Genomic DNA, 18,443 nt, shown 5'->3' on the forward strand with positions numbered 1-18,443 from the left:
CCTTCACACCTATTGCCTTACTTGAGGCCTTTCACATTATTCGCATTAATTTCTAGCCCATGTTTTTTTGCAACTTCAGCGATTCGTTCATAGCGACTTAGCTTCTCTACTTCAGCCTGCAATTCTTGATTTTCTTTTTGCTGCTGTACAATTTTTTCTTCGATCGTCGCTGCTTCTACATTAACTTGATAAAGCCCTGCTTTATTCCCAATAAACGCTACACAGGCATACAATAAAAAGCCAATAAACGCTACATACATCAGTTTTTCGACCCTTGTAATCTTTGCTTTAACCTTTGGCTTAACCATCTGCTGTGGGGGCGTTTGAATTTGTACCTCTTCTTGCGCTTGTTGTTTGTACTTTACAGCTAAATTAGTCATACCTCTCTCTCCTTTTTATCGTTTTTCAGCGATTCTCAACTTCGCAGAACGCGCTCGATTATTTTCTTCCAGCTCTATATCAGAAGGTAAAATCGGTTTTCTTGTAATAAGCTTTAATTTCGGTTTAAATTCATCTGGGATAATTGGTAACCCTGGCGGCAATTGCGGCGTTGTACTATTTCGCTTAAATGTTGTTTTACAAATACGGTCTTCTAATGAATGGAATGTTATAACACTAACTCTTCCACCAGGCTTGACCATCTCAATAGCAGATTCCAACGCTTCTTCAAATACTTTCAATTCATCATTTACAGCAATACGGATTGCCTGGAAAACTCGCTTCGCAGGATGTCCACCAGTTCTACGCGCAGGAGCCGGAATACCTTCTTTTATTAATTCCACTAATTCTCCTGTCGTTTCAATAGCTTTGTTTTCACGATACGCTTCAATTTTTCTTGCTATTTGCTTTGAAAATTTCTCTTCACCATACTGGAAGAAAATTCTTACGAGTTGTTCATATGACCAGCTATTTATAACATCATATGCTGTTAATGGGGCATCTTGATCCATCCGCATATCTAACGGTGCATCATGATGATAACTAAAGCCTCGCTCTGGTGTATCTAATTGTGGGGATGAAACACCTAAATCGAATAAAATACCGTCTACCTCTGTTATGCCTAATTCCTGTAGTTTTTCAGATAAGTAACGGAAATTGCTCTTTACCGTTATAAACTGCTCACCGTATGAAGAAAATTTTTCTTTTGCATTTTGAATCGCTATCTCATCTTGATCAAAAGCAATTAATTTTCCCCCATCAGTCAATTGGGATAATAAATAAGAACTATGTCCTCCTCCCCCCAGTGTACAATCTACATATGTACCATCTGGCTTTATATCTAAGCCGTCTACTGTTTCTTTCAAAAGTACTGTTACGTGTTTAAACATTGTTGCACCTACTCTTTTTCCAATTAATTTATGTTAAATGTATTTCTTCCTCTAAACGTATTTCTCACGATCAGAGAACGAAATACTACTAAAGAACGACTCAGTTAACTTACCAACAAAGGCAGCATACTATACAAATCGCTATTTTCTTTTATTATATACTAAATTTTATCATTTTTTGCGGGAATTTAAATAAAAAACTGTCGAAAAAGAGAATAATACGTTTACATTTTGTGTGATTTTGTCATATATTTAAGTATCCTACATATATACAATCTCTACCAGTTATAAAACGATAATTCAGAAAAATTTCACTTCACAGTAAATTCAACAGAATAAAAATAAAATCCTGCTCCAAAGAGCAAGATTCTATAGTTTTATAACATGATGTTTTCCATCCCAAGAAAATGAATTCTCCATCACTCGATCAACGAAATCCAAACCGAACTGATTTAAATAATAACATACATTCCACACGCGCTCTTGCGGAGCTCCTAATGGACGAATTGCACATTGTATACGGCGGAATTTATTTAGTTGAACTTCATGTTTTTTCTCAACATTTCTTTTCAACATTCTTTCTAACAGTTCAATTTGTTCATTAATTTTCAACTCATTCTTCCCTGCGAACTCACTTAATCCTGGATCTATTTTTTTCACAAACTGTTGTAATGATGTATGAATATCAATAATTTCTTTTTTCGCCTCTACAAATCGATCATCGATTGGTTCCTCTATTTGATCAGACAACCAGTTTTCACGTAATTTATCTACATCATGTAAAAACGGATCATTTTCTTGCAACTGTAAATCATTTAAATCTGTCGCTATATCTCTCTCTATATAAGTCATTGTAAGACGAGGAACGACAGGCGGCATTTGGAAACCAACAGTATGGAATACTTGTTGCAGTTCACTCCAATAAGCTATCTCCCCTGGACCTCCAATAAACGCTAGCGTAGGAAATACATACTCTTGCATAAGAGGACGTGTTACAACATTATTACTAAAACGCTCTGGACTTCTCTCCAACTCTTCAATCAATTCTTCATATGAAAAAGAATGTGTCCCATCTTTTCCGACAAACTTTCCTTGATTGTCTTCAAGCAGCACTCGCTCATTATCGATTTCCATGAATATATGCACTGCATTAGACTTTGTTTCAATAATTGGTTTATACCCTAATTCTTTAATTACTTCCTGCTGATTGTGAAGCCCCTCTTGCACTTCTTTATACTTGCTTATAATACGTTTGAAGAATGGAACCTCTAACTTCCTTAATTCAGGATGATGCGAATCAACAAGAATTAAACCAGAATTAGCAAACATTTTTGTAATAAGGTAAGCAAAGAAATCTACATACGTATTCGATTTATTCAAAGCATCATCTACAAATCGTAATACATCCTTTGTAAAATTCGTTTCTGGGTATGTTTTAAAAATCTCTTCCATCCATTTTCTACAATCTTCAACAGACAGTTCAGACTCAGAAGCACTCGCCTTTTTCGGATTACGGTCATGAAAAATAGTCTTTTTTATTTTTTTATTTTTCGTTACAAAAGTATGATTAATCTCATCCATATCATGATCTTCACCAGCAATCCAGAATACAGGAACGACTTTAACGCCTAAACTTTCTTCCTTTTCCTTTGCAAGCTGTAAAATTGAAATAACTTTATGAATTGTATAAAGCGGTCCAGTTAATAACCCCGCTTGTTGTCCAGCTATAACAACATATGTATTTTCATCTCCAAGCGCTTTTACATTTTGAATTGTAGATTCTCCCGCTTGCAATTTTGTATTATATTCTAATAAATGCGCTACTAACTCTTGGCGGAAAAACTTCCTTTCACGCAAATCATGTAAACGTTGTTTAAAAGCAACTTCTGTTAACATATAATCAAAACACGACTGTATCTCTTTTTTACCGTTCATATAGTCCGCTACAATACCTTGTTGCGGAACAGAGATTTCGTTTATCTCCATATAATTCTTCCTTTCGTATCCAGTTCTCTCACCAATCCACATTGTAGTCAATGTTTCACGTAAAAGCAAAGAATAACACTTATTCTTTTACTTCTAATCCTTTTATTGCATCGAACAAAAATTGAAGTGTCGGAACTGGTCGTTGCTGTTTCTTAGCTTCCTCTAACACATATCCAACAATCGCATCGATTTCCGTTTGTCTATTCGCCCTTACATCTGCTAGCATAGATGATGTATTATGAGACGTTCTTTCACATATACCTCGTACCATTTCCCATACCATTTCTTGTTCTTCACTAACAAGAAATGCAACTTCCCTAAATACTTGCTCCATCATTTGATAAAAAAAAGGATTCGTAATTAACTCACCGTTCTGAACCCGCAATAACGCTGTCAATGGATTAATACATACATTTACTACTAATTTTTTGTACATAATACCTTTCCAATCAGCCTCTATTTGAATTGGAAAATGAGCAAAAGGAAAATAATTGAATACTTTTTCAAAATATAAAGATGGACCGCGCACTACCCCAAACTTCGTTATACCTATTCCAGTATGATGGACCGTATACCTTTCTTCTTTTTTCGCACCGTGTTCTACAATACCAACAGCTATATTCTCATTCCTTATTTTCTGTATAGCATGAAGATGCGACATTCCGTTTTGCAAAAAGATTAATGATGATTCTCCTTGCACAAACGGTAATATGTCATTTATATGGTATTGCTTCACAGCAATAAATGTATAATCTAACTTCTGATCTAACATATATTCTATCGGTAAAATGGATGGAAATACCGTTTCACGTTTCCCATCTCTAATACAAGTTACACCTGTTTTATTCAATTCTTCAGCCTGCTTAGCCGTCCTTGTAAACAACGTGACATCTTGATTACTTTTTTGTAAATAAAATGTATATAATAGACCAATAGCACCTGATCCTACAATTCCAATTTTCATTTTCACCCAAGGAATTCATATTAAATTTCCTTGCCTTCCCTCCCTTTGTATCTTTCTAATTCACATGCACACATCCTACGCTTGCACTGACTCCTAACAGATAAATGCAACCTCTTCTTTCACTATGTATATACTACTTATTAACGTGCTTCTATTCTTAGTTTAGCAAATCCTCAAAAAAATAATAAAAGAAATATACTATCTTCTTCATAAAAATAAAAAAATAAGTTATAATATTATTATAAATATTTTTACTTTTCTGGATTCAACAAGATAAGAAAAGGATGTGATGTAATGGGATTCCCAAAAGTTGAGCGCTTGCTCATCAATTATAAAACATTAGATGAATTTAAAAAATTTAAAGGTTGCGGAGCTCTAGAACTATCTATGTTGGAAGAGTTACAAGCAAACATTATTGAAAACAATAGCGAATCACCATTTTATGGTATTTATTATGGCGGATCACTAATCGCACGTATGAGTCTATATATGAAAAGGGATGGTGGCGAACCATTTGAAATTACTGGCCCTTACCTAGAACTTTATAAACTTGAAGTGTTACCAACTTTTCAAAAACAAGGATTTGGACAAATGCTTGTGAATTATGCAAAACAACTACAGTTCCCAGTTAAAACGATAGCACGTATCCATTCGGCTGGTTTTTGGGATAAATTAAATTTCCAACCTGTATCAGTAACTAATGGTGATTTTTATATTTGGCATCCAGAAACAAATATGAATGCGATTACAAACGAGGAATCTGCATAAGAAATAAAAAAACAGCTGCGTAACAGCTGTTTTTATTTCTTTAACTTCTCTAACTTTCCATTCGAACGAACACTATTTCTTTCCGCTACCATTACACTTCTTTTTTGATCGATATAATCAAGTAATGTTCTATACTCTTCCTCATATACTGATAATCGCTCTAGAAGTCGTTCTCTCTCTGTTTGTAGCGATTCAACTTGTTTTTGCAACACCATTAAAGAGTTTTCATCTTTATAATTTTGCAAGAAATCAATAACATCATTCAGTGTAATTGACGTAGGCTCTAATACCTCCGTCTCTTTCACTTCATAATTTTCTACTTTACGAAGTTGTTTCGCTTCTTCAATACGTTCTTTATATTGCTTTCTCACGTAAGAATTCCATCTAAATCCACATGCTGCTGGTGTACGAGACAAATGTCTTCCCACTTCTTTAAAGGCAGAAAGTTGCGTTCCACCTTCTTGAATATGCCGGAGTACTACTTCTGCCAGAAGCAAATCTTCATCATCAGTCCAAGCATCTTGTCTTGTTGTCGCCATCTCTCTAGTCCTCCCTATGCATTTTTTATTAAGCATATGCAGTTACTAGAAAAGATAGAATACAACAACTAAAGAATAAAACAAAAAAAATAAACGCAGAAGATATCTTCTACGTTTATTTTCCCGCAATTACTTGCTGATTACTTCTTTACCTTTGTAAGTACCGCATGCTTTACATACACGGTGAGCTAATTTCGCTTCACCACAGCTTGGGCACTCTACCATACCAGGTACTGATAATTTGAAATGCGTACGACGCTTTCTTTTTACTGTTTTAGAAGTTCTTCTAAAAGGTACAGCCATTCTTCCCACCTCCTTAAAAGAAATAATTATTTTCATATGAAGGCCTAAACCAGTCTTCCGATTATTTGTCAAAAAACTTTGCAAGTCCTGCCAATCTTGGATCAACAGCCTTTTCTTTGTTTTCTTCCGAAATCACTTGCCAGTCTTGACCTTGCATCGGTGCTCCACCAGAAACATCATCACTGAAAATTTGCATTGGAATCTCCAAAAGTATATTTTCCTTGATTACGGGCAGTAAGTCAAGTACTTCTCCTTCTAAACAATGAATTTCAGCTTCTGTTTCAAACTCTTCTTCTGAAGTTTGGAACACCTCAGTTGTTTTAATGTCAAATGGTAATGTCACATCTACTAAAGAGCGAGAACATGGTAAAACCATGCTTCCAGTTATATGTAGATGGAACGTAAACTTCCCGGAGCCAAAATCAACTCTTCCTGTTACATGAACAGGATTAATTTCACGAATATCTTTCTCGACCTCTTTTAGCTCACTTACATCTACCATCTCATCCAATGTCAATCCTTTATTTCTCAATTTATTCAATTGATGGATGGACCATTTCATATCATATCACCTCAAGGCAACAAACAAAATTATAGCTAGCCATTTTATATTTGTCAATGTTTTTTCTTTACACTATAATGAAGTCATCATAGTAAATAATATATAGAGTATCATGTTTTCCAAAAAGATGCTACATCGAAAGGAGAGATTATCATAAAAGCCAGTGGTATTGTCGTTGAATATAACCCTTTTCATAACGGTCATGATTATCATGTGCAACAAACAAAAAAGTTAACACACTCTGATATTATAATTGCCGTTATGAGTGGCCCTTTTTTGCAGCGTGGTGAGCCCGCACTCATTTCCAAATGGTATCGCACTAAAATGGCCTTAGCAAGCGGTGTAGACCTTATTGTAGAGCTTCCATACGCATTTGCAACACAAAAAGCTGAAACTTTTGCAAATGGTGCTATTTCCATCTTAAATGCCTTACGCGTTTCTGAAATTTGTTTTGGCAGTGAAGATGGACAAATCGAAAATTTTTATAATACCATCTCTGTACAAAAAAACGAAGAAGCGACTTTTAATCGTCTCGTAAAGCAATTTATGAGCGCAGGTAATAGTTACGCCAAAGCTACATCTGAAGCCTTTCTACACATTTTACCATCCAAAAAAAACATCGATATGTCACAACCAAATAACATTTTAGGCTTTCAATACATAAAAGCAATTCTGGCGCAAAATAGTTCTATACAAGCACAAACTATAAAAAGATACGCATCTCATTATCACGATGAAACATTTAGCAACCAACATATCGCAAGTGCAACGAGTATTCGTAAACAACTCTTTAGCGAAAATGGTTCATTTACAGAAATTGAGCCTTTTATCCCGAAAGCAACCGCTTCTCTTTTAGCAACTTATAAACAAAACTTCGGGATATTACATAATTGGGAACAATACTTTTCATTTTTTAAATACAAACTTATGACGATGTCTCCAGGGGACTTACGACATATATATGAAATCGAAGAAGGTTTAGAGCATCGTATTTTATCAAAAATACAAAACAGCTCTTCCTTCCACTCATTCATGGAAGCATTAAAAACAAAACGTTATACATGGACTAGATTACAAAGAGCCTGTACACATATTTTAACAAACACGACAAAAGAAGAGATGCATACGGCAAATATAGAACAACATGCACCGTATATTCGTCTACTCGGCATGTCACAAAAAGGACAAACTTATATTTCAAAAAACAAGAAAAAAATAGAACTTCCAATCCTTACTCATACAAAAAGTTTTGACCATCCTACTTTACATATAGAGCGAAAAGCCAATTCTGTATATTTCTCTATCATGCAAGAACCATTACGGACACAACTACTAAAACAAGACGTAACACACCGTCCAATTCGTTACGATGAAACAACTACAACGTTTCTATAAGAAAAACCTCTCTATTTCAGAGAGGTTTATTTTTCTCACCCATTTTTTCCAAATACTTCAACGCATCATCCAGCGTATCCACTGGTACAACCTTCATTTTTGTTTTAATATCTTTCGCAGCCTCAAGTGCATCTTTATAGTTGGATTTCTCCGCACCTTTTTCATTTGGCGCAAAAAACACCTCAGCACCCGCATCACTAGCAGCTACCACTTTTTGCTGTATACCACCAATTGGGCCAATTTCTCCCTTTTCATTAATTGTACCTGTTCCAGCAATTTCATGTCCTTTTGTTAAATCTTCTTCCACAAGTTGATTATATATTTCTAATGTAAACATTAAGCCTGCTGATGGCCCACCTATTTCATGGGAATCAATTTTCACTTTCGGATCTACTACTAACTCTCTTTCCGTCACGATAGAGACACCTATACCTACGCGGCCATTTCCATTAGGAATTGTCTTTACATTTAAATTTTCTTTTAACTGTTTTCCGCCTCGCATGTACTCAATATTTACTGTATCTCCTTCTTTTTTCCCTGTCATATACTCAATAAATTGATCCGTCTTTTCGAATGTTTTTCCGTCGACAGCTATGATGATATCTCCAAGCTTAAGCTTCCCCTCTGACGGCATACCCTTCGCTACACCAGCAACTAATACACCTTTATTTTCAAAAGAAACAGTACGATTCGCTTGTTTATACGCATTATAAATTGCTGCATTTTGCGAGTCTTTCATTGCATAATTTTGGCGGAATTGATATTCTTCATCACTCTCGCCCCTTTGCAATATTTCTTCCGCTTTCGAAACATGTGTATATTTATTAAATTGTGCCGCTATTAAATTCACCACATTTGCCGGCCCCATCGAAACCGTTACAAGCATAAAATCACCAGATTCTTTTGTTCCACCCTCAACTTGGACATACGGCTCTAATTTCGCAGCCATTCCTGGTTTTGTTACATAGTACGGTAAACGCACATAAACAAGTAACATCGCCAATATCACACCTATTAAGATTGCATATATAAACCGAAAACGCTTAAACATTATGTTTCTCCTTCCACTGCTCAATTAATAAATAAATATTTGAAACATGTTTTTCTGCTTCTACTTCTCCGACTCGAATAATGTCTTCAATGTTTGTAAAAGCACGTGAACTAAATTGTTCCACAGCTGGTCGCATCATTAAATCTGATGCAATTTGCCGATTCATTACAAGCTCATGCTGCATAATTTCAATACTTTGCATAATTACATCATAAATAGATGTAACCTCACCATTCACCTTAATCGGAGATACATCAACAGCAATAACAATATCGGCACCTAACTCTTTTACAACCGAAACTGGGATGCGATCAATCACTCCACCATCTACTAATAATCGTCCATTTACCTTTTCTGGCACAAACACTCCAGGGACAGATATACTAGCCCTCACCGCATCTGCAACAGGACCACTTGTAAAAACCACTTTCTCCCCCTTCAATATGTCAGTAGCCACAACAGCTGTCGGGATATCTAACTCTTCTAAATTTTTATTATATGTAAACATTTTAATCATATCTTTGACACGTTTACCAGCAATAAACCCCATTTTTGGTACCGTGAAATCTAAATAGTATTTCCTCTTAAAAACAGTCGCCAATTTATACAATCGTTCAACGTTACAGCCAGCTGCATAAAATGTACCTATTAAGGCCCCCATACTACTCCCTGCAATCATATGAATCGGGATACCCGCTTCCCTTAAAACTTTTATAACGCCAATATGAGCAAATCCTTTCGCTCCCCCAGATCCAAGCGCTAAACCAATCTTCGGTTCTTTCATTTTTCTCACCCTTTAATTTTTTTCATCCCTTTTTCATACTTATGGTCTAAATTCACCACGTATCCACGTATACTGAAATGAACGTTTTTTGGGACAAAGGGGGATTTACTTACATGTATGAAAAATGGAAAACCGCTTTCCTTACCATATCAACACTATTTTTAACCTTTTCTCTTGTACTCCACCCCCAAGCTGCTTTGCAAGCTTCCATTCGAGGGTTAAATATATGGTGGGAAGTTGTATTCCCTTCACTATTACCGTTTTTCATCATTGCGGAACTTCTAATTAGTATCGGTGTTGTAAAATTTATAGGCGTTATATTAGAACCACTCATGCGACCACTTTTTCGCGTTCCAGGAATAGGTGGATTTGTTTGGGCAATGGGCATGGCCTCAGGGTTCCCTGCTGGCGCCAAATTAAGCGCTAGACTGCGAAAAAGCGATCAAATAACACAAATTGAAGCCGAGCGCCTCGTATCTTTCACAAACTCTTCTAATCCACTTTTTATTTTTGGAGCTGTTTCTATCGGTTTTTTCAATAATCCGAAATTAGGAATCGTACTAGCTGCTGCACATTATTTAAGCAACTTTGCCGTCGGATTAATAATGCGTTTTTACGGGCATAACACATCTTACACAAATGATAAACAAACTACTAAAAAACGTCCTTTTCAAAACCCTTTTTCAATCCTTCACCAAACACGCTTGCAAGAAAAAAGACCAATAGGAAAATTACTTGGGGACGCTATCGTTTCTTCCATTCAAACATTACTTATGATTGGCGGATTTATTATTTTATTTTCTGTGTTAAACAAAATGATTACTGTATTCCATATTACAGCAACTCTTTCTTTTATTATGCAACATATTTTATCATTCTTCCAACTAAGTACTGATTTTAGTATTCCGATATTATCAGGTATTTTTGAAATGACACTCGGAAGCCAAATGATTAGTCAAATAAATGAAACACCCCTTCTGCAACAAGCGATGGTAACAAGCTTCATTTTAGCATTTAGCGGCCTTTCAATTCAGGCACAAGTTGCTAGCATACTAGCTGAAACGGATATCCGATTTAAGCCATATTTTTTCGCACGAATTATCCAAAGTATTCTTGCTCCTATTTTTACGTTTATATTTTGGAAACCTTTTTATGAGAAAGTAAGTTCTTTCTCACCTATGGAAAAAGATATTCCCGTATTTTTATCCAATCATTCTTCTACACTACTTGAAATTTGGACATCTTTTGTACACTACGGACCGATTTTCACATTATTTTGTTTATACTTATATGTTATCTTATTGTTTTTACGCATGAATAAAGAAAAACCCCGTTCACTTTAACGGGGTTTGAAACTTTTCTTTTAAAGCACGCTCTACAATAGGAGGCACAAGATCTACTACACTTCCTCCATACCTCGCAACTTCTTTCACAATACTCGAACTTAAAAATGAATATTGGTTGTTTGTCATTATAAAAAAGGTTTCAATATTTTCATCTAATTTTCGATTCATAGAAGTAATTTGCATCTCATATTCAAAGTCAGAAACCGCTCGTAAACCACGTAAAATTGCATTTGCATTACGCATTTTTGCATACTCCACTAATAGCCCACTATGCGAATCCACTTTTACATTTGGGATATCCTTTGTTGCTTCTCGAATTAAATCTAGACGTTCTTCAACTGAAAAGAATGGTTTTTTTGATGAATTGTTTAAAACAACTACGTACACTTCATCAAACACTTTTGCTCCCCTTTTAATAATATCAAGATGCCCAAGGGTAATTGGATCAAAACTCCCTGAAGAAATAGCTATACTTGTCATTCCGTCTCCTCACCTTCATACTTATAAATCGATATTGCTGTAATCCCATAATTTTCAGCTCTTACTTTTACAAGATTCCCTATAGAATCAGGTAAAACAACATCATTACCATGCTCTGACATAATTAATCCATCTCTATGTAGCAATCCATGTTGATCCATCACACTAATCAAAGATACAATTTTTTGATCTTTATATGGAGGATCTATTAGTATAAGATCGAATGACATTTCACGCTTTATGAGCGCTTTCACCGCACGCTCTGCATCATTTCGATACACTTCAGCTTGTTCATGTATTCTACAACTTTCTAAATTTTGATGAATGACTTTTATTGCTTTACTATCTCGATCAACAAAAATCGCTTTTTCAATCCCTCTACTTATAGCCTCAATTCCAAGGCCACCACTACCGCCAAATAAGTCAAGAGCGGTACCACCATCAAAATAAGGGCCTATCATATTAAAAATAGATTCTTTTACTTTATCCGTCGTTGGACGTGTTGTATTGCCGGGAACCGCTTTAAGTGGGTGCCCTTTACATTTTCCTGAAACTACTCTCATCTGTTGTCACTACCTTTATTTCAATCTATCGAGCGCTTATAAAATAATTTCCCACTTCAGTAACCGCTGCAAAACTATATGTAACTTTCACCTATCCATAAGAAACTTTCTCTAAAAATAACCGCTCGTCATTTTTTATGTATTTATCTCGCCATTCGCTAACACAAACCCATTATGTACATTAATTCCACTTTCCCCCGCATTAACGGGCAGTAAAACTCCCAACTCAAAATTCGGTTAGAACAAAAAGTGAGGTGGGAAATTAACTGCCCGTAAACGCCCGATTGGTGAAGGCTAATAATCAGCGGGGATGCCCCCCACTGATTAAAGTTTCACTTTATCTTTTTTTATCCTATCATAAAATAAAAAAAAGAAAAATAAAAAGCCAAACATAAAATTTAAATTCATTATGTATATCTTCATTTAGATTGGACATAAATAATTATAACAACATCACCTTCGATGTTGTTGCCAACCGCGGAGAAGACTTACGTTTCCCCATAAGTTCTTCCTCCGGTTTCTCCTCTCCCTTTGCCTTCTTACTAGTACATACTAGTATAAGAAGGGCCCTGCTTTGCAGGGTTTTTTTTCTTTGTCTACTTTTCATTTAAAAAGTGAGATGGTACAGTAAAAGAAAGAGGAGGAAAAGATATGATTCAACGCTTTATAGAACTTGGAGAAGGCTACTCTGATTTATATGAATTACTTGAAATTGCCAAAGCAAACCAAGAACGTATAACACATATGTTACAATTTGAAACAATTAAAAACGAAAAGAAAGTATGCTCGCTTGTTGTAATATTAAAACCGACCACTACTGGTGATTTCCAGCCATTATACATATGTCGTGAAGGTATTCCTATGCCTGAAAATAAAAAAAGTAAACGTGTCATTTTATTTGAAGAAATGGCAGAAAAACTAGGAAAAAAAGTGACCACATTTACTGTAAAACCGTCCACAACTTTCCCAGAAAAAGAACTATTTTTCAATCATCTAATTGGTATTTTACGAATGAATAATTTCATTCCTCCAATGAAATAACACTTTATTTAAAGTAAAAAAATCCCACGCTAAACGTAGCAGGGGATTTTTTTACTTTAACTATAATCGTATTCTTTTGCCCGATCAGGACGGGAATTTTCAAATTCCGTTTTTAAAAACGGACGGTACGACTGTTCTATCTTTTTCACAAAAGGAAGTTTATTCAACTTATGCATCATATGCTCAATTTGTTCCATATCACAATATACAACGGCATATTTTAATCGTTTTGATATGTAATGTATGTTACCATATTTTCTTAAAATCTTGGCATGTTTCAATGAATGTAAATAAACAATCATACTTTGTCGTTGCCCGAACATAATCTTCTCCATCTTCTCCTTTTAAAAACTTATATTTTATATTTTTTGAAAACTAACCAGAAATTTATGACATAATGAAACAAACTCTGTATACGTTTTCTTACATCTTCTAAAAAACGGGGTATATCACCCCGTTTTTTTACAACCGCAACCTCCGCCAGTACCGCAACCTCCGCCACAGCCACCAGCATCGAAAAATGGATTTCCTGTTGGAACTTTAATAGAAGAGGATACCTCAGAACCAATTGCTACACTAACTTCATCTAATAACTTTTGTAAAGCAGTTTCTGCTCGTTTAAAGGTTGCAATCTTATCATGCAAGTCTACAGAACGCTTTAATTCCCTCATTTTTGTTGACACGATAGTATAGTCAGGATGGTATTTCCCAAAACGCTGCACTTCCTCATATCGTTCCTTCATCGCTGTAAATTGCTGAATTAATGTCTGAACTTCCACATCCTCATGCAATTCTTTATAACACTTACGATAATCTTCTGCTATATCTGAACAGATGATCGCTTTTGCAAGCTGCTCTGCCTTATCTAATATTAATACGCTTTCTAGCGTCGCTACAATCATGAGAGACACCTCCGAGTATTCATCATACCACATTTAGAATAGAACTACTAATTGAAGTGACTCACTTAAAAGAAAGATATGACTCTAACTATTTTCAAACAATCTCAGATACGCTTATACATTAATATGTCCCGCAATATTATATTTAAGAACATCCCATTCTCCGCCGTTTTCTTTCACATAACTAATACATGCATTTTTTAACGGGGTCTTAAACGTAATTTCATCTGGTGCAATTGCATGTAAAATAGCTTTTATCGCATGTGAATGAGCAACAATAATAATACGTTTACCAGAATGAGTTACTGCAACATCTTCTAAAGCAGCAAAGCAACGAGCTACAATTTCTTTATCTAACTCCATACCTTCTACTTTACCCTCCGCAATTAACTCTCTAACAGTCGCAACCGGCTTCCCTGAAGCTTCTCCAAAATTCCGTTCAACAAATCGTTCATCTAATAAAATGGATTGTAATCCAGCTGCCTCTGCGATTGCCTTAGCCGTTTCTTGTGCTCTAATTAACGGACTACTTATAATAATATCCCACGATTCTACTTGCAAAGCAGCCGCACTTTGACTCGCTTGCTTTTTCCCAACTTCATTAAGTGGAATATCTTCACGCCCCTGAATAATCTCTTGAAAATTCCAATCAGTTTGTCCATGTCGTACTAAACAAATTTCTGTCATGCTGCAACTCCTTTTTTAAATAATCCGCTTCTATTGTAACAAAAGTTCTGCATGACGGACATAGTTTTCCCTTCCAATTATGTCGTATTTTGCTGCTTCATATACTGAAACATATCAATCATGATCGAAGCAACCGCCAATTGATTTTGAAATTTTTCTACTTTATCTGGTATCGTTTTTTTGAAATGTTGCATAGCAGCCAGCTCAAAAGCTTCTTTTTCTTCAGGATTTCGGGTTAACTTCCTATACCAGTATGGCTGCTCCCTAATATAACGCGATAAGTCCTCATCAGCCTTTATAAACTCCATAAGTTCTTCTCTCATCATCTTTCCCCCTAATCCTTTTGAAAGAAAAATGGATTATTTTCTTTGGAAGTACTTTGTTCTTGTTGCGTGCGACTTCCTTGAAACTGTTGAATAACTTGTTGCACACTCCCGATAGCACTCGTCACATTAGCTAAATGATGCTGCATTTGTTCCACATCTAGCTTTTTAAAAAAAGAAAGCATTTGTCCCATCACATCAGCAGTTTTTTCCTCTTCAGTTCGATTGTCTTTTTCCTTCTCTTTTTTATTTTCTTTTACTGAAGAAAAGGCAGGCGCTCCATCAGGTCTATAAGTTGCCCATATTGGATCTTCCTCACCAAGTAAGTACCATTCTTCATAAAATTGCTGCCAAGTTTTTTGACCACTTCTAACGTCATGAACCATTTTAGGGTGATGGTTTACAAATTCTTTAAACTGTTGAACCGATGGATGTAACGGTCCTTTTGTTGTTGGCATAATCCTCACCTCTTCATGTATATCTACTTATATTGTAAGAAAAAAAAGGCGCATGGTTCGCCTATTTTTAGACGATTCATGCACCTTTTTTTACACTACTTAAAGTTTCACTTTATTTTCGAATAAAGTTTTGCGTATAAAATTTATCATATACCCCAACACCTAATCCGGTAAATTGTTCATTAAATAAATTTTTTCTATGCCCCTCACTATTTAACCAACCTTGTACCGCCGCAATTCCATCACTATGTTGTGCCGCTATATTCTCACCAGCAAGCTGAAACCCTACTCGTCCTCGTTGTAAACGATCTCCTAACGTACCTAATGTAGGTGAATCATGTGAAAAGTAATTATTGTCTTTCATATCTTTGCTATGTCCAATAGCAACATCTGCTGTTTGTTGATCCCACGTTAACAATGGTAGTTCATGACGACTTCGAATAATATTTGTTAAATCAAAAATTTGTTGCATATTCCCATTCTCTACTTGTTTCATCTTTTCTGGTGTTAATGGTTGTTCTGCTATTAATTCACCTGAATAAACAAGCTGATACGGTCTTTGGCGCAATAACGTTTCATCATCCATATAACGAACACCAACGAGTTCATGTGTGAAATGATCAAAATATAATTGTGCCCATCCATCTTCTACAGGTACTAACGGCTGTTCCATTACTTCTGTATCAGATAACTCAAATTGATAACTATTCTTCCCTCTTTTTAATGAAATCTCATGCGAGAGCGGATTCTTTTTGTATACATCTTCATATTTTTCATTTATATAATAAGGCGGTACCTTAACTTGTTCACCAGCAACATACGCTGTTACAATTTTACGTTCAGCAACTCCAAATTGAACGTACTGATTTAAATCTTGATTGTACACCCACCATTCATAACCGTAAGCAGATGGCTCTATTCGAGCTGGTTCTCCCCACTTTGCCAATAGATTTTCAGAATCTCCACCAATCATATTTAAAACAGTGTCTGAGGAGTCCTCATCGACTTGTTTTTTCTTTTTCACAATTTTATTTTCTTGTTTTGATTGAGATGGGGTTAATATATATTGTGAAACGAGTAATTTCCCGTATAAATCAACAGCTAAAATTAAAAATGTAATCATTACGATACGCAATAATTTCTTCAAACGATATACCTCCTGCACAAAACATAAAATTGAGATATACACAAATCCTTTTATTTCCTTTTTTGTGTGTACCGTACTCTTTTCACTATATCATATTTTCACAAAAAAAGTCTGGATTATCCCTTTTCTCTCAATATGAATTGCACTTTCTTATTATTCATACTATTATAAAAATAATGATGTAACATTAAAAAAGGAGGTATTATATGCAATTTACAAATACGAAATTTAATGGGGCCGTCGTTGATTTATCCCTTTTAACTGAGATTATGGAAAAGAACCATTTTGTACTAGCTGGACAGTGGGATTACGAAAGAGTTACATACGATTATAAATTTGAAATATTAAAGGATATTTATTACTTACGAGTGCGCGGAGTTGCTGTTGAAGGCGACATTGGCAGCAGACACGCTGAAGTAAAACTACTCCCTCCCTTATTAGGAAAACATTATTATCCTCACGGTGTTGAATATGGTGATGATGAGACTTTCCCAACAAATGTACTCCAAAAAAGCGAACAACTCCTACAAAATGTCGAAAAAGAGTTAAAAGAATTTCAAATTATTGAGTAAACCGAACAAGCGCATCAATATGATGCGCTTGTTCTATTTATCTTCCTTAAGAATGAATCGTCTTTTTAACTGGATACCCATAAATGGATCCATCTTTCACTTTAATCTCATCTTCCCAGGGAACCTTATACTTACCTTCAGCTAAATCTTTTACAAACGTATACGGGTTCTCTTTCACTCCACCAGGAGTCGCTACATATCCCCTTGAGCCTAAATTATATATATTATTTTCGAGCCCCCATCCTAATCTAGCCTGATCTGCTAGCTCTGGATATACTTCGGCAGTAACAATCTCCCAAGGGTTTCGGTGCCCCTGCACTAAAGTAGTCCCATCAAAATTACATACTTGTCCTTCACCAAAGTAATAAAATACACCATCATAACCCGCTAAGTTCACTGACAATGTATACATTAAATTTTGCCATGCATTTGAACGATTGGTTAACATCCATTGTTCACTAACTTGTGTGCTATATCCGGAAATACGGATCAAGACATTCGCACCTTTATAGGCTGCTTCACGGGCTACTTCAGGGAACATGCCATCATGACAAATACAAACAGCTAATTTACTCCCTCCAGGTCCATCACAAACAGGTAAGCCTAAATCTCCAGCTTTCCAAGGCTCGACCGGCACCCAAGGATTTAACTTACGATACTTCAAAATCATTTCACCCTGTGGATCAATAATAATCGCTGTATTATAAGGTTCTCCACCATCAGGATTTCTTTCCATTATAGAAAAAACACCATACACTTCAGATTCTTTACATGCCTCAGCAAATAAGTCTGTTTCTGGCCCAGGCACTGTACATAAAAACTCTTCTGTAGTCCATTTTTTTGTATTGAGCCCTTGTGTACTATATTCGGGAAATACTATTAATTCTAATCCAGGATAACCTGATTTAGTTGAATGAATTGTTTTTATGATTTGTTTAATTTGTTTATCAATGTCTGCACGTGACTCTACTACCGGTACTGGATATTGAATTAACGCTGTTAAAAAACCACTAATCGGCTTTACCATACTTCCGCTACTACCCATTTAAATTCCCCCTTAAAATAGTTCGTGTTTATTAAAGATAACAATATAAATTTGTAACTCTCTAAAAAACTTGCACTACATATGGAATTATTACACATGAAAGCTAGTAGTAAATTTTATATCCACTTTTAGTACAAGCCAACACTAACTTAACACTAAAAGATTGAAAATTCAATCTTTTATAAATACCTAAAGCTAA

General features: G+C 35.4%; 23 protein-coding genes. 5 read left to right on the forward strand and 18 right to left on the reverse strand.

The window, feature by feature from the left end:
• Positions 1–17 precede the first annotated feature (17 nt).
• From ftsL to panE, 4 genes are all read right to left on the reverse strand, one after another.
• The gene (gene ftsL / locus G9F74_RS01335) at positions 18–380 is read right to left on the reverse strand and encodes a cell division protein FtsL (RefSeq protein WP_000182809.1); all 363 of its coding nucleotides are present in this window, start codon (positions 378–380) and stop codon (positions 18–20) included.
• A 15-nt stretch (positions 381–395) separates the two neighbouring features.
• Positions 396–1,328 (reverse strand): 16S rRNA (cytosine(1402)-N(4))-methyltransferase RsmH, encoded by a 933-nt coding sequence (gene rsmH / locus G9F74_RS01340; RefSeq protein WP_000472506.1) that lies wholly within the window; start codon positions 1,326–1,328, stop codon positions 396–398.
• A gap of 369 nt (positions 1,329–1,697) precedes the next feature.
• A complete protein-coding gene (bshC, locus tag G9F74_RS01345) occupies positions 1,698–3,314 on the reverse strand; it encodes a bacillithiol biosynthesis cysteine-adding enzyme BshC (RefSeq protein WP_016109033.1) in 1,617 nt (538 codons plus the stop codon).
• Between the two features lie 79 nt (positions 3,315–3,393).
• On the reverse strand, positions 3,394–4,278 hold the full coding sequence (panE, locus tag G9F74_RS01350; protein WP_016109034.1) for a 2-dehydropantoate 2-reductase: 885 nt from the start codon (positions 4,276–4,278) through the stop codon (positions 3,394–3,396).
• 294 nt (positions 4,279–4,572) lie between these two features.
• Here panE and G9F74_RS01355 point away from each other — a divergent pair, with 294 nt between their 5' ends.
• Positions 4,573–5,046 (forward strand): N-acetyltransferase, encoded by a 474-nt coding sequence (locus G9F74_RS01355; RefSeq protein WP_000506686.1) that lies wholly within the window; start codon positions 4,573–4,575, stop codon positions 5,044–5,046.
• 32 nt (positions 5,047–5,078) lie between these two features.
• On the opposite strand, the gene G9F74_RS01360 is transcribed toward G9F74_RS01355, so the two are convergent.
• The 3 genes from G9F74_RS01360 to G9F74_RS01370 form a co-directional block, all read right to left on the reverse strand.
• Complete coding sequence (locus G9F74_RS01360; RefSeq protein WP_000246458.1) at positions 5,079–5,585, reverse strand: RsfA family transcriptional regulator; 507 nt, start codon at positions 5,583–5,585, stop codon at positions 5,079–5,081.
• Between the two features lie 129 nt (positions 5,586–5,714).
• A complete protein-coding gene (rpmF, locus tag G9F74_RS01365) occupies positions 5,715–5,888 on the reverse strand; it encodes a 50S ribosomal protein L32 (RefSeq protein WP_001984764.1) in 174 nt (57 codons plus the stop codon).
• Between the two features lie 61 nt (positions 5,889–5,949).
• The gene (locus G9F74_RS01370) at positions 5,950–6,450 is read right to left on the reverse strand and encodes a YceD family protein (protein ID WP_000872142.1); all 501 of its coding nucleotides are present in this window, start codon (positions 6,448–6,450) and stop codon (positions 5,950–5,952) included.
• A gap of 153 nt (positions 6,451–6,603) precedes the next feature.
• Here G9F74_RS01370 and G9F74_RS01375 point away from each other — a divergent pair, with 153 nt between their 5' ends.
• A complete protein-coding gene (locus G9F74_RS01375; RefSeq protein WP_165406209.1) occupies positions 6,604–7,845 on the forward strand; it encodes a nucleotidyltransferase in 1,242 nt (413 codons plus the stop codon).
• Positions 7,846–7,861: 16 nt separating this feature from the next.
• Here the strand turns inward: G9F74_RS01375 and G9F74_RS01380 are convergent, their stop codons facing one another.
• Together G9F74_RS01380 and G9F74_RS01385 are read right to left on the reverse strand one after the other, a co-directional pair.
• Positions 7,862–8,896 (reverse strand): SepM family pheromone-processing serine protease, encoded by a 1,035-nt coding sequence (locus G9F74_RS01380; protein ID WP_000476316.1) that lies wholly within the window; start codon positions 8,894–8,896, stop codon positions 7,862–7,864.
• On the reverse strand, positions 8,889–9,680 hold the full coding sequence (locus G9F74_RS01385) for a patatin-like phospholipase family protein (RefSeq protein WP_000662585.1): 792 nt from the start codon (positions 9,678–9,680) through the stop codon (positions 8,889–8,891). The genes G9F74_RS01380 and G9F74_RS01385 overlap by 8 nt, the downstream gene beginning before the upstream one ends.
• Before the next feature lie 113 nt (positions 9,681–9,793).
• Here G9F74_RS01385 and ylbJ point away from each other — a divergent pair, with 113 nt between their 5' ends.
• On the forward strand, positions 9,794–11,023 hold the full coding sequence (gene ylbJ, locus G9F74_RS01390; protein WP_016109036.1) for a sporulation integral membrane protein YlbJ: 1,230 nt from the start codon (positions 9,794–9,796) through the stop codon (positions 11,021–11,023).
• Here the strand turns inward: ylbJ and coaD are convergent.
• Both coaD and rsmD read right to left on the reverse strand, forming a co-directional pair.
• Positions 11,015–11,506 carry a pantetheine-phosphate adenylyltransferase gene (coaD, locus tag G9F74_RS01395; protein WP_000200597.1) on the reverse strand — a complete coding sequence of 164 codons (492 nt, stop codon included), beginning with the start codon at positions 11,504–11,506 and terminating at the stop codon, positions 11,015–11,017. The two genes, ylbJ and coaD, sit on opposite strands and share 9 nt — an antisense overlap.
• Positions 11,503–12,069, reverse strand: coding sequence for a 16S rRNA (guanine(966)-N(2))-methyltransferase RsmD (gene rsmD / locus G9F74_RS01400; RefSeq protein WP_001266984.1), 567 nt, complete (start codon positions 12,067–12,069; stop codon positions 11,503–11,505). Before rsmD ends, coaD begins: the two co-directional genes overlap by 4 nt.
• Before the next feature lie 651 nt (positions 12,070–12,720).
• On the opposite strand from rsmD, the gene G9F74_RS01405 reads away from it, so the two are divergent.
• Positions 12,721–13,110 carry a DUF7147 family protein gene (locus G9F74_RS01405; protein WP_000616007.1) on the forward strand — a complete coding sequence of 130 codons (390 nt, stop codon included), beginning with the start codon at positions 12,721–12,723 and terminating at the stop codon, positions 13,108–13,110.
• A gap of 56 nt (positions 13,111–13,166) precedes the next feature.
• Here the strand turns inward: G9F74_RS01405 and G9F74_RS01410 are convergent, their stop codons facing one another.
• From G9F74_RS01410 to G9F74_RS01435, 6 genes are all read right to left on the reverse strand, one after another.
• Positions 13,167–13,433, reverse strand: a complete 267-nt coding sequence (locus tag G9F74_RS01410) for a YlbG family protein (protein WP_002093356.1) — start codon at positions 13,431–13,433, stop codon at positions 13,167–13,169.
• 126 nt (positions 13,434–13,559) lie between these two features.
• Entirely contained in the window at positions 13,560–14,012 is a 453-nt protein-coding gene (locus tag G9F74_RS01415) for a YlbF/YmcA family competence regulator (RefSeq protein ID WP_000634357.1), read from the reverse strand.
• A gap of 114 nt (positions 14,013–14,126) precedes the next feature.
• On the reverse strand, positions 14,127–14,699 hold the full coding sequence (locus G9F74_RS01420) for a histidine phosphatase family protein (protein WP_000134951.1): 573 nt from the start codon (positions 14,697–14,699) through the stop codon (positions 14,127–14,129).
• A gap of 77 nt (positions 14,700–14,776) precedes the next feature.
• Complete coding sequence (locus G9F74_RS01425) at positions 14,777–15,022, reverse strand: YlbE-like family protein (protein WP_001206442.1); 246 nt, start codon at positions 15,020–15,022, stop codon at positions 14,777–14,779.
• An 11-nt stretch (positions 15,023–15,033) separates the two neighbouring features.
• The gene (ylbD, locus tag G9F74_RS01430; RefSeq protein WP_001143329.1) at positions 15,034–15,480 is read right to left on the reverse strand and encodes a YlbD family protein; all 447 of its coding nucleotides are present in this window, start codon (positions 15,478–15,480) and stop codon (positions 15,034–15,036) included.
• Between the two features lie 112 nt (positions 15,481–15,592).
• Entirely contained in the window at positions 15,593–16,627 is a 1,035-nt protein-coding gene (locus tag G9F74_RS01435; RefSeq protein ID WP_000735382.1) for a CAP domain-containing protein, read from the reverse strand.
• Between the two features lie 206 nt (positions 16,628–16,833).
• Between G9F74_RS01435 and G9F74_RS01440 the strand changes: the two genes are divergently transcribed.
• Complete coding sequence (locus tag G9F74_RS01440) at positions 16,834–17,199, forward strand: YugN family protein (RefSeq protein ID WP_001160935.1); 366 nt, start codon at positions 16,834–16,836, stop codon at positions 17,197–17,199.
• Positions 17,200–17,245: 46 nt separating this feature from the next.
• Here G9F74_RS01440 and G9F74_RS01445 read toward each other — a convergent pair whose 3' ends face one another.
• Positions 17,246–18,244: a formamidase gene (locus G9F74_RS01445; protein ID WP_000535796.1), complete on the reverse strand. Its 999-nt coding sequence runs from the start codon at positions 18,242–18,244 to the stop codon at positions 17,246–17,248.
• Between the last annotated feature and the right edge of the window lie 199 nt (positions 18,245–18,443).

Origin of the sequence: Bacillus sp. EKM202B (assembly GCF_011066025.1) — a bacterium.
In the GTDB taxonomy this organism is placed as follows: Bacteria; Bacillota; Bacilli; order Bacillales; family Bacillaceae_G; genus Bacillus_A; species Bacillus_A toyonensis.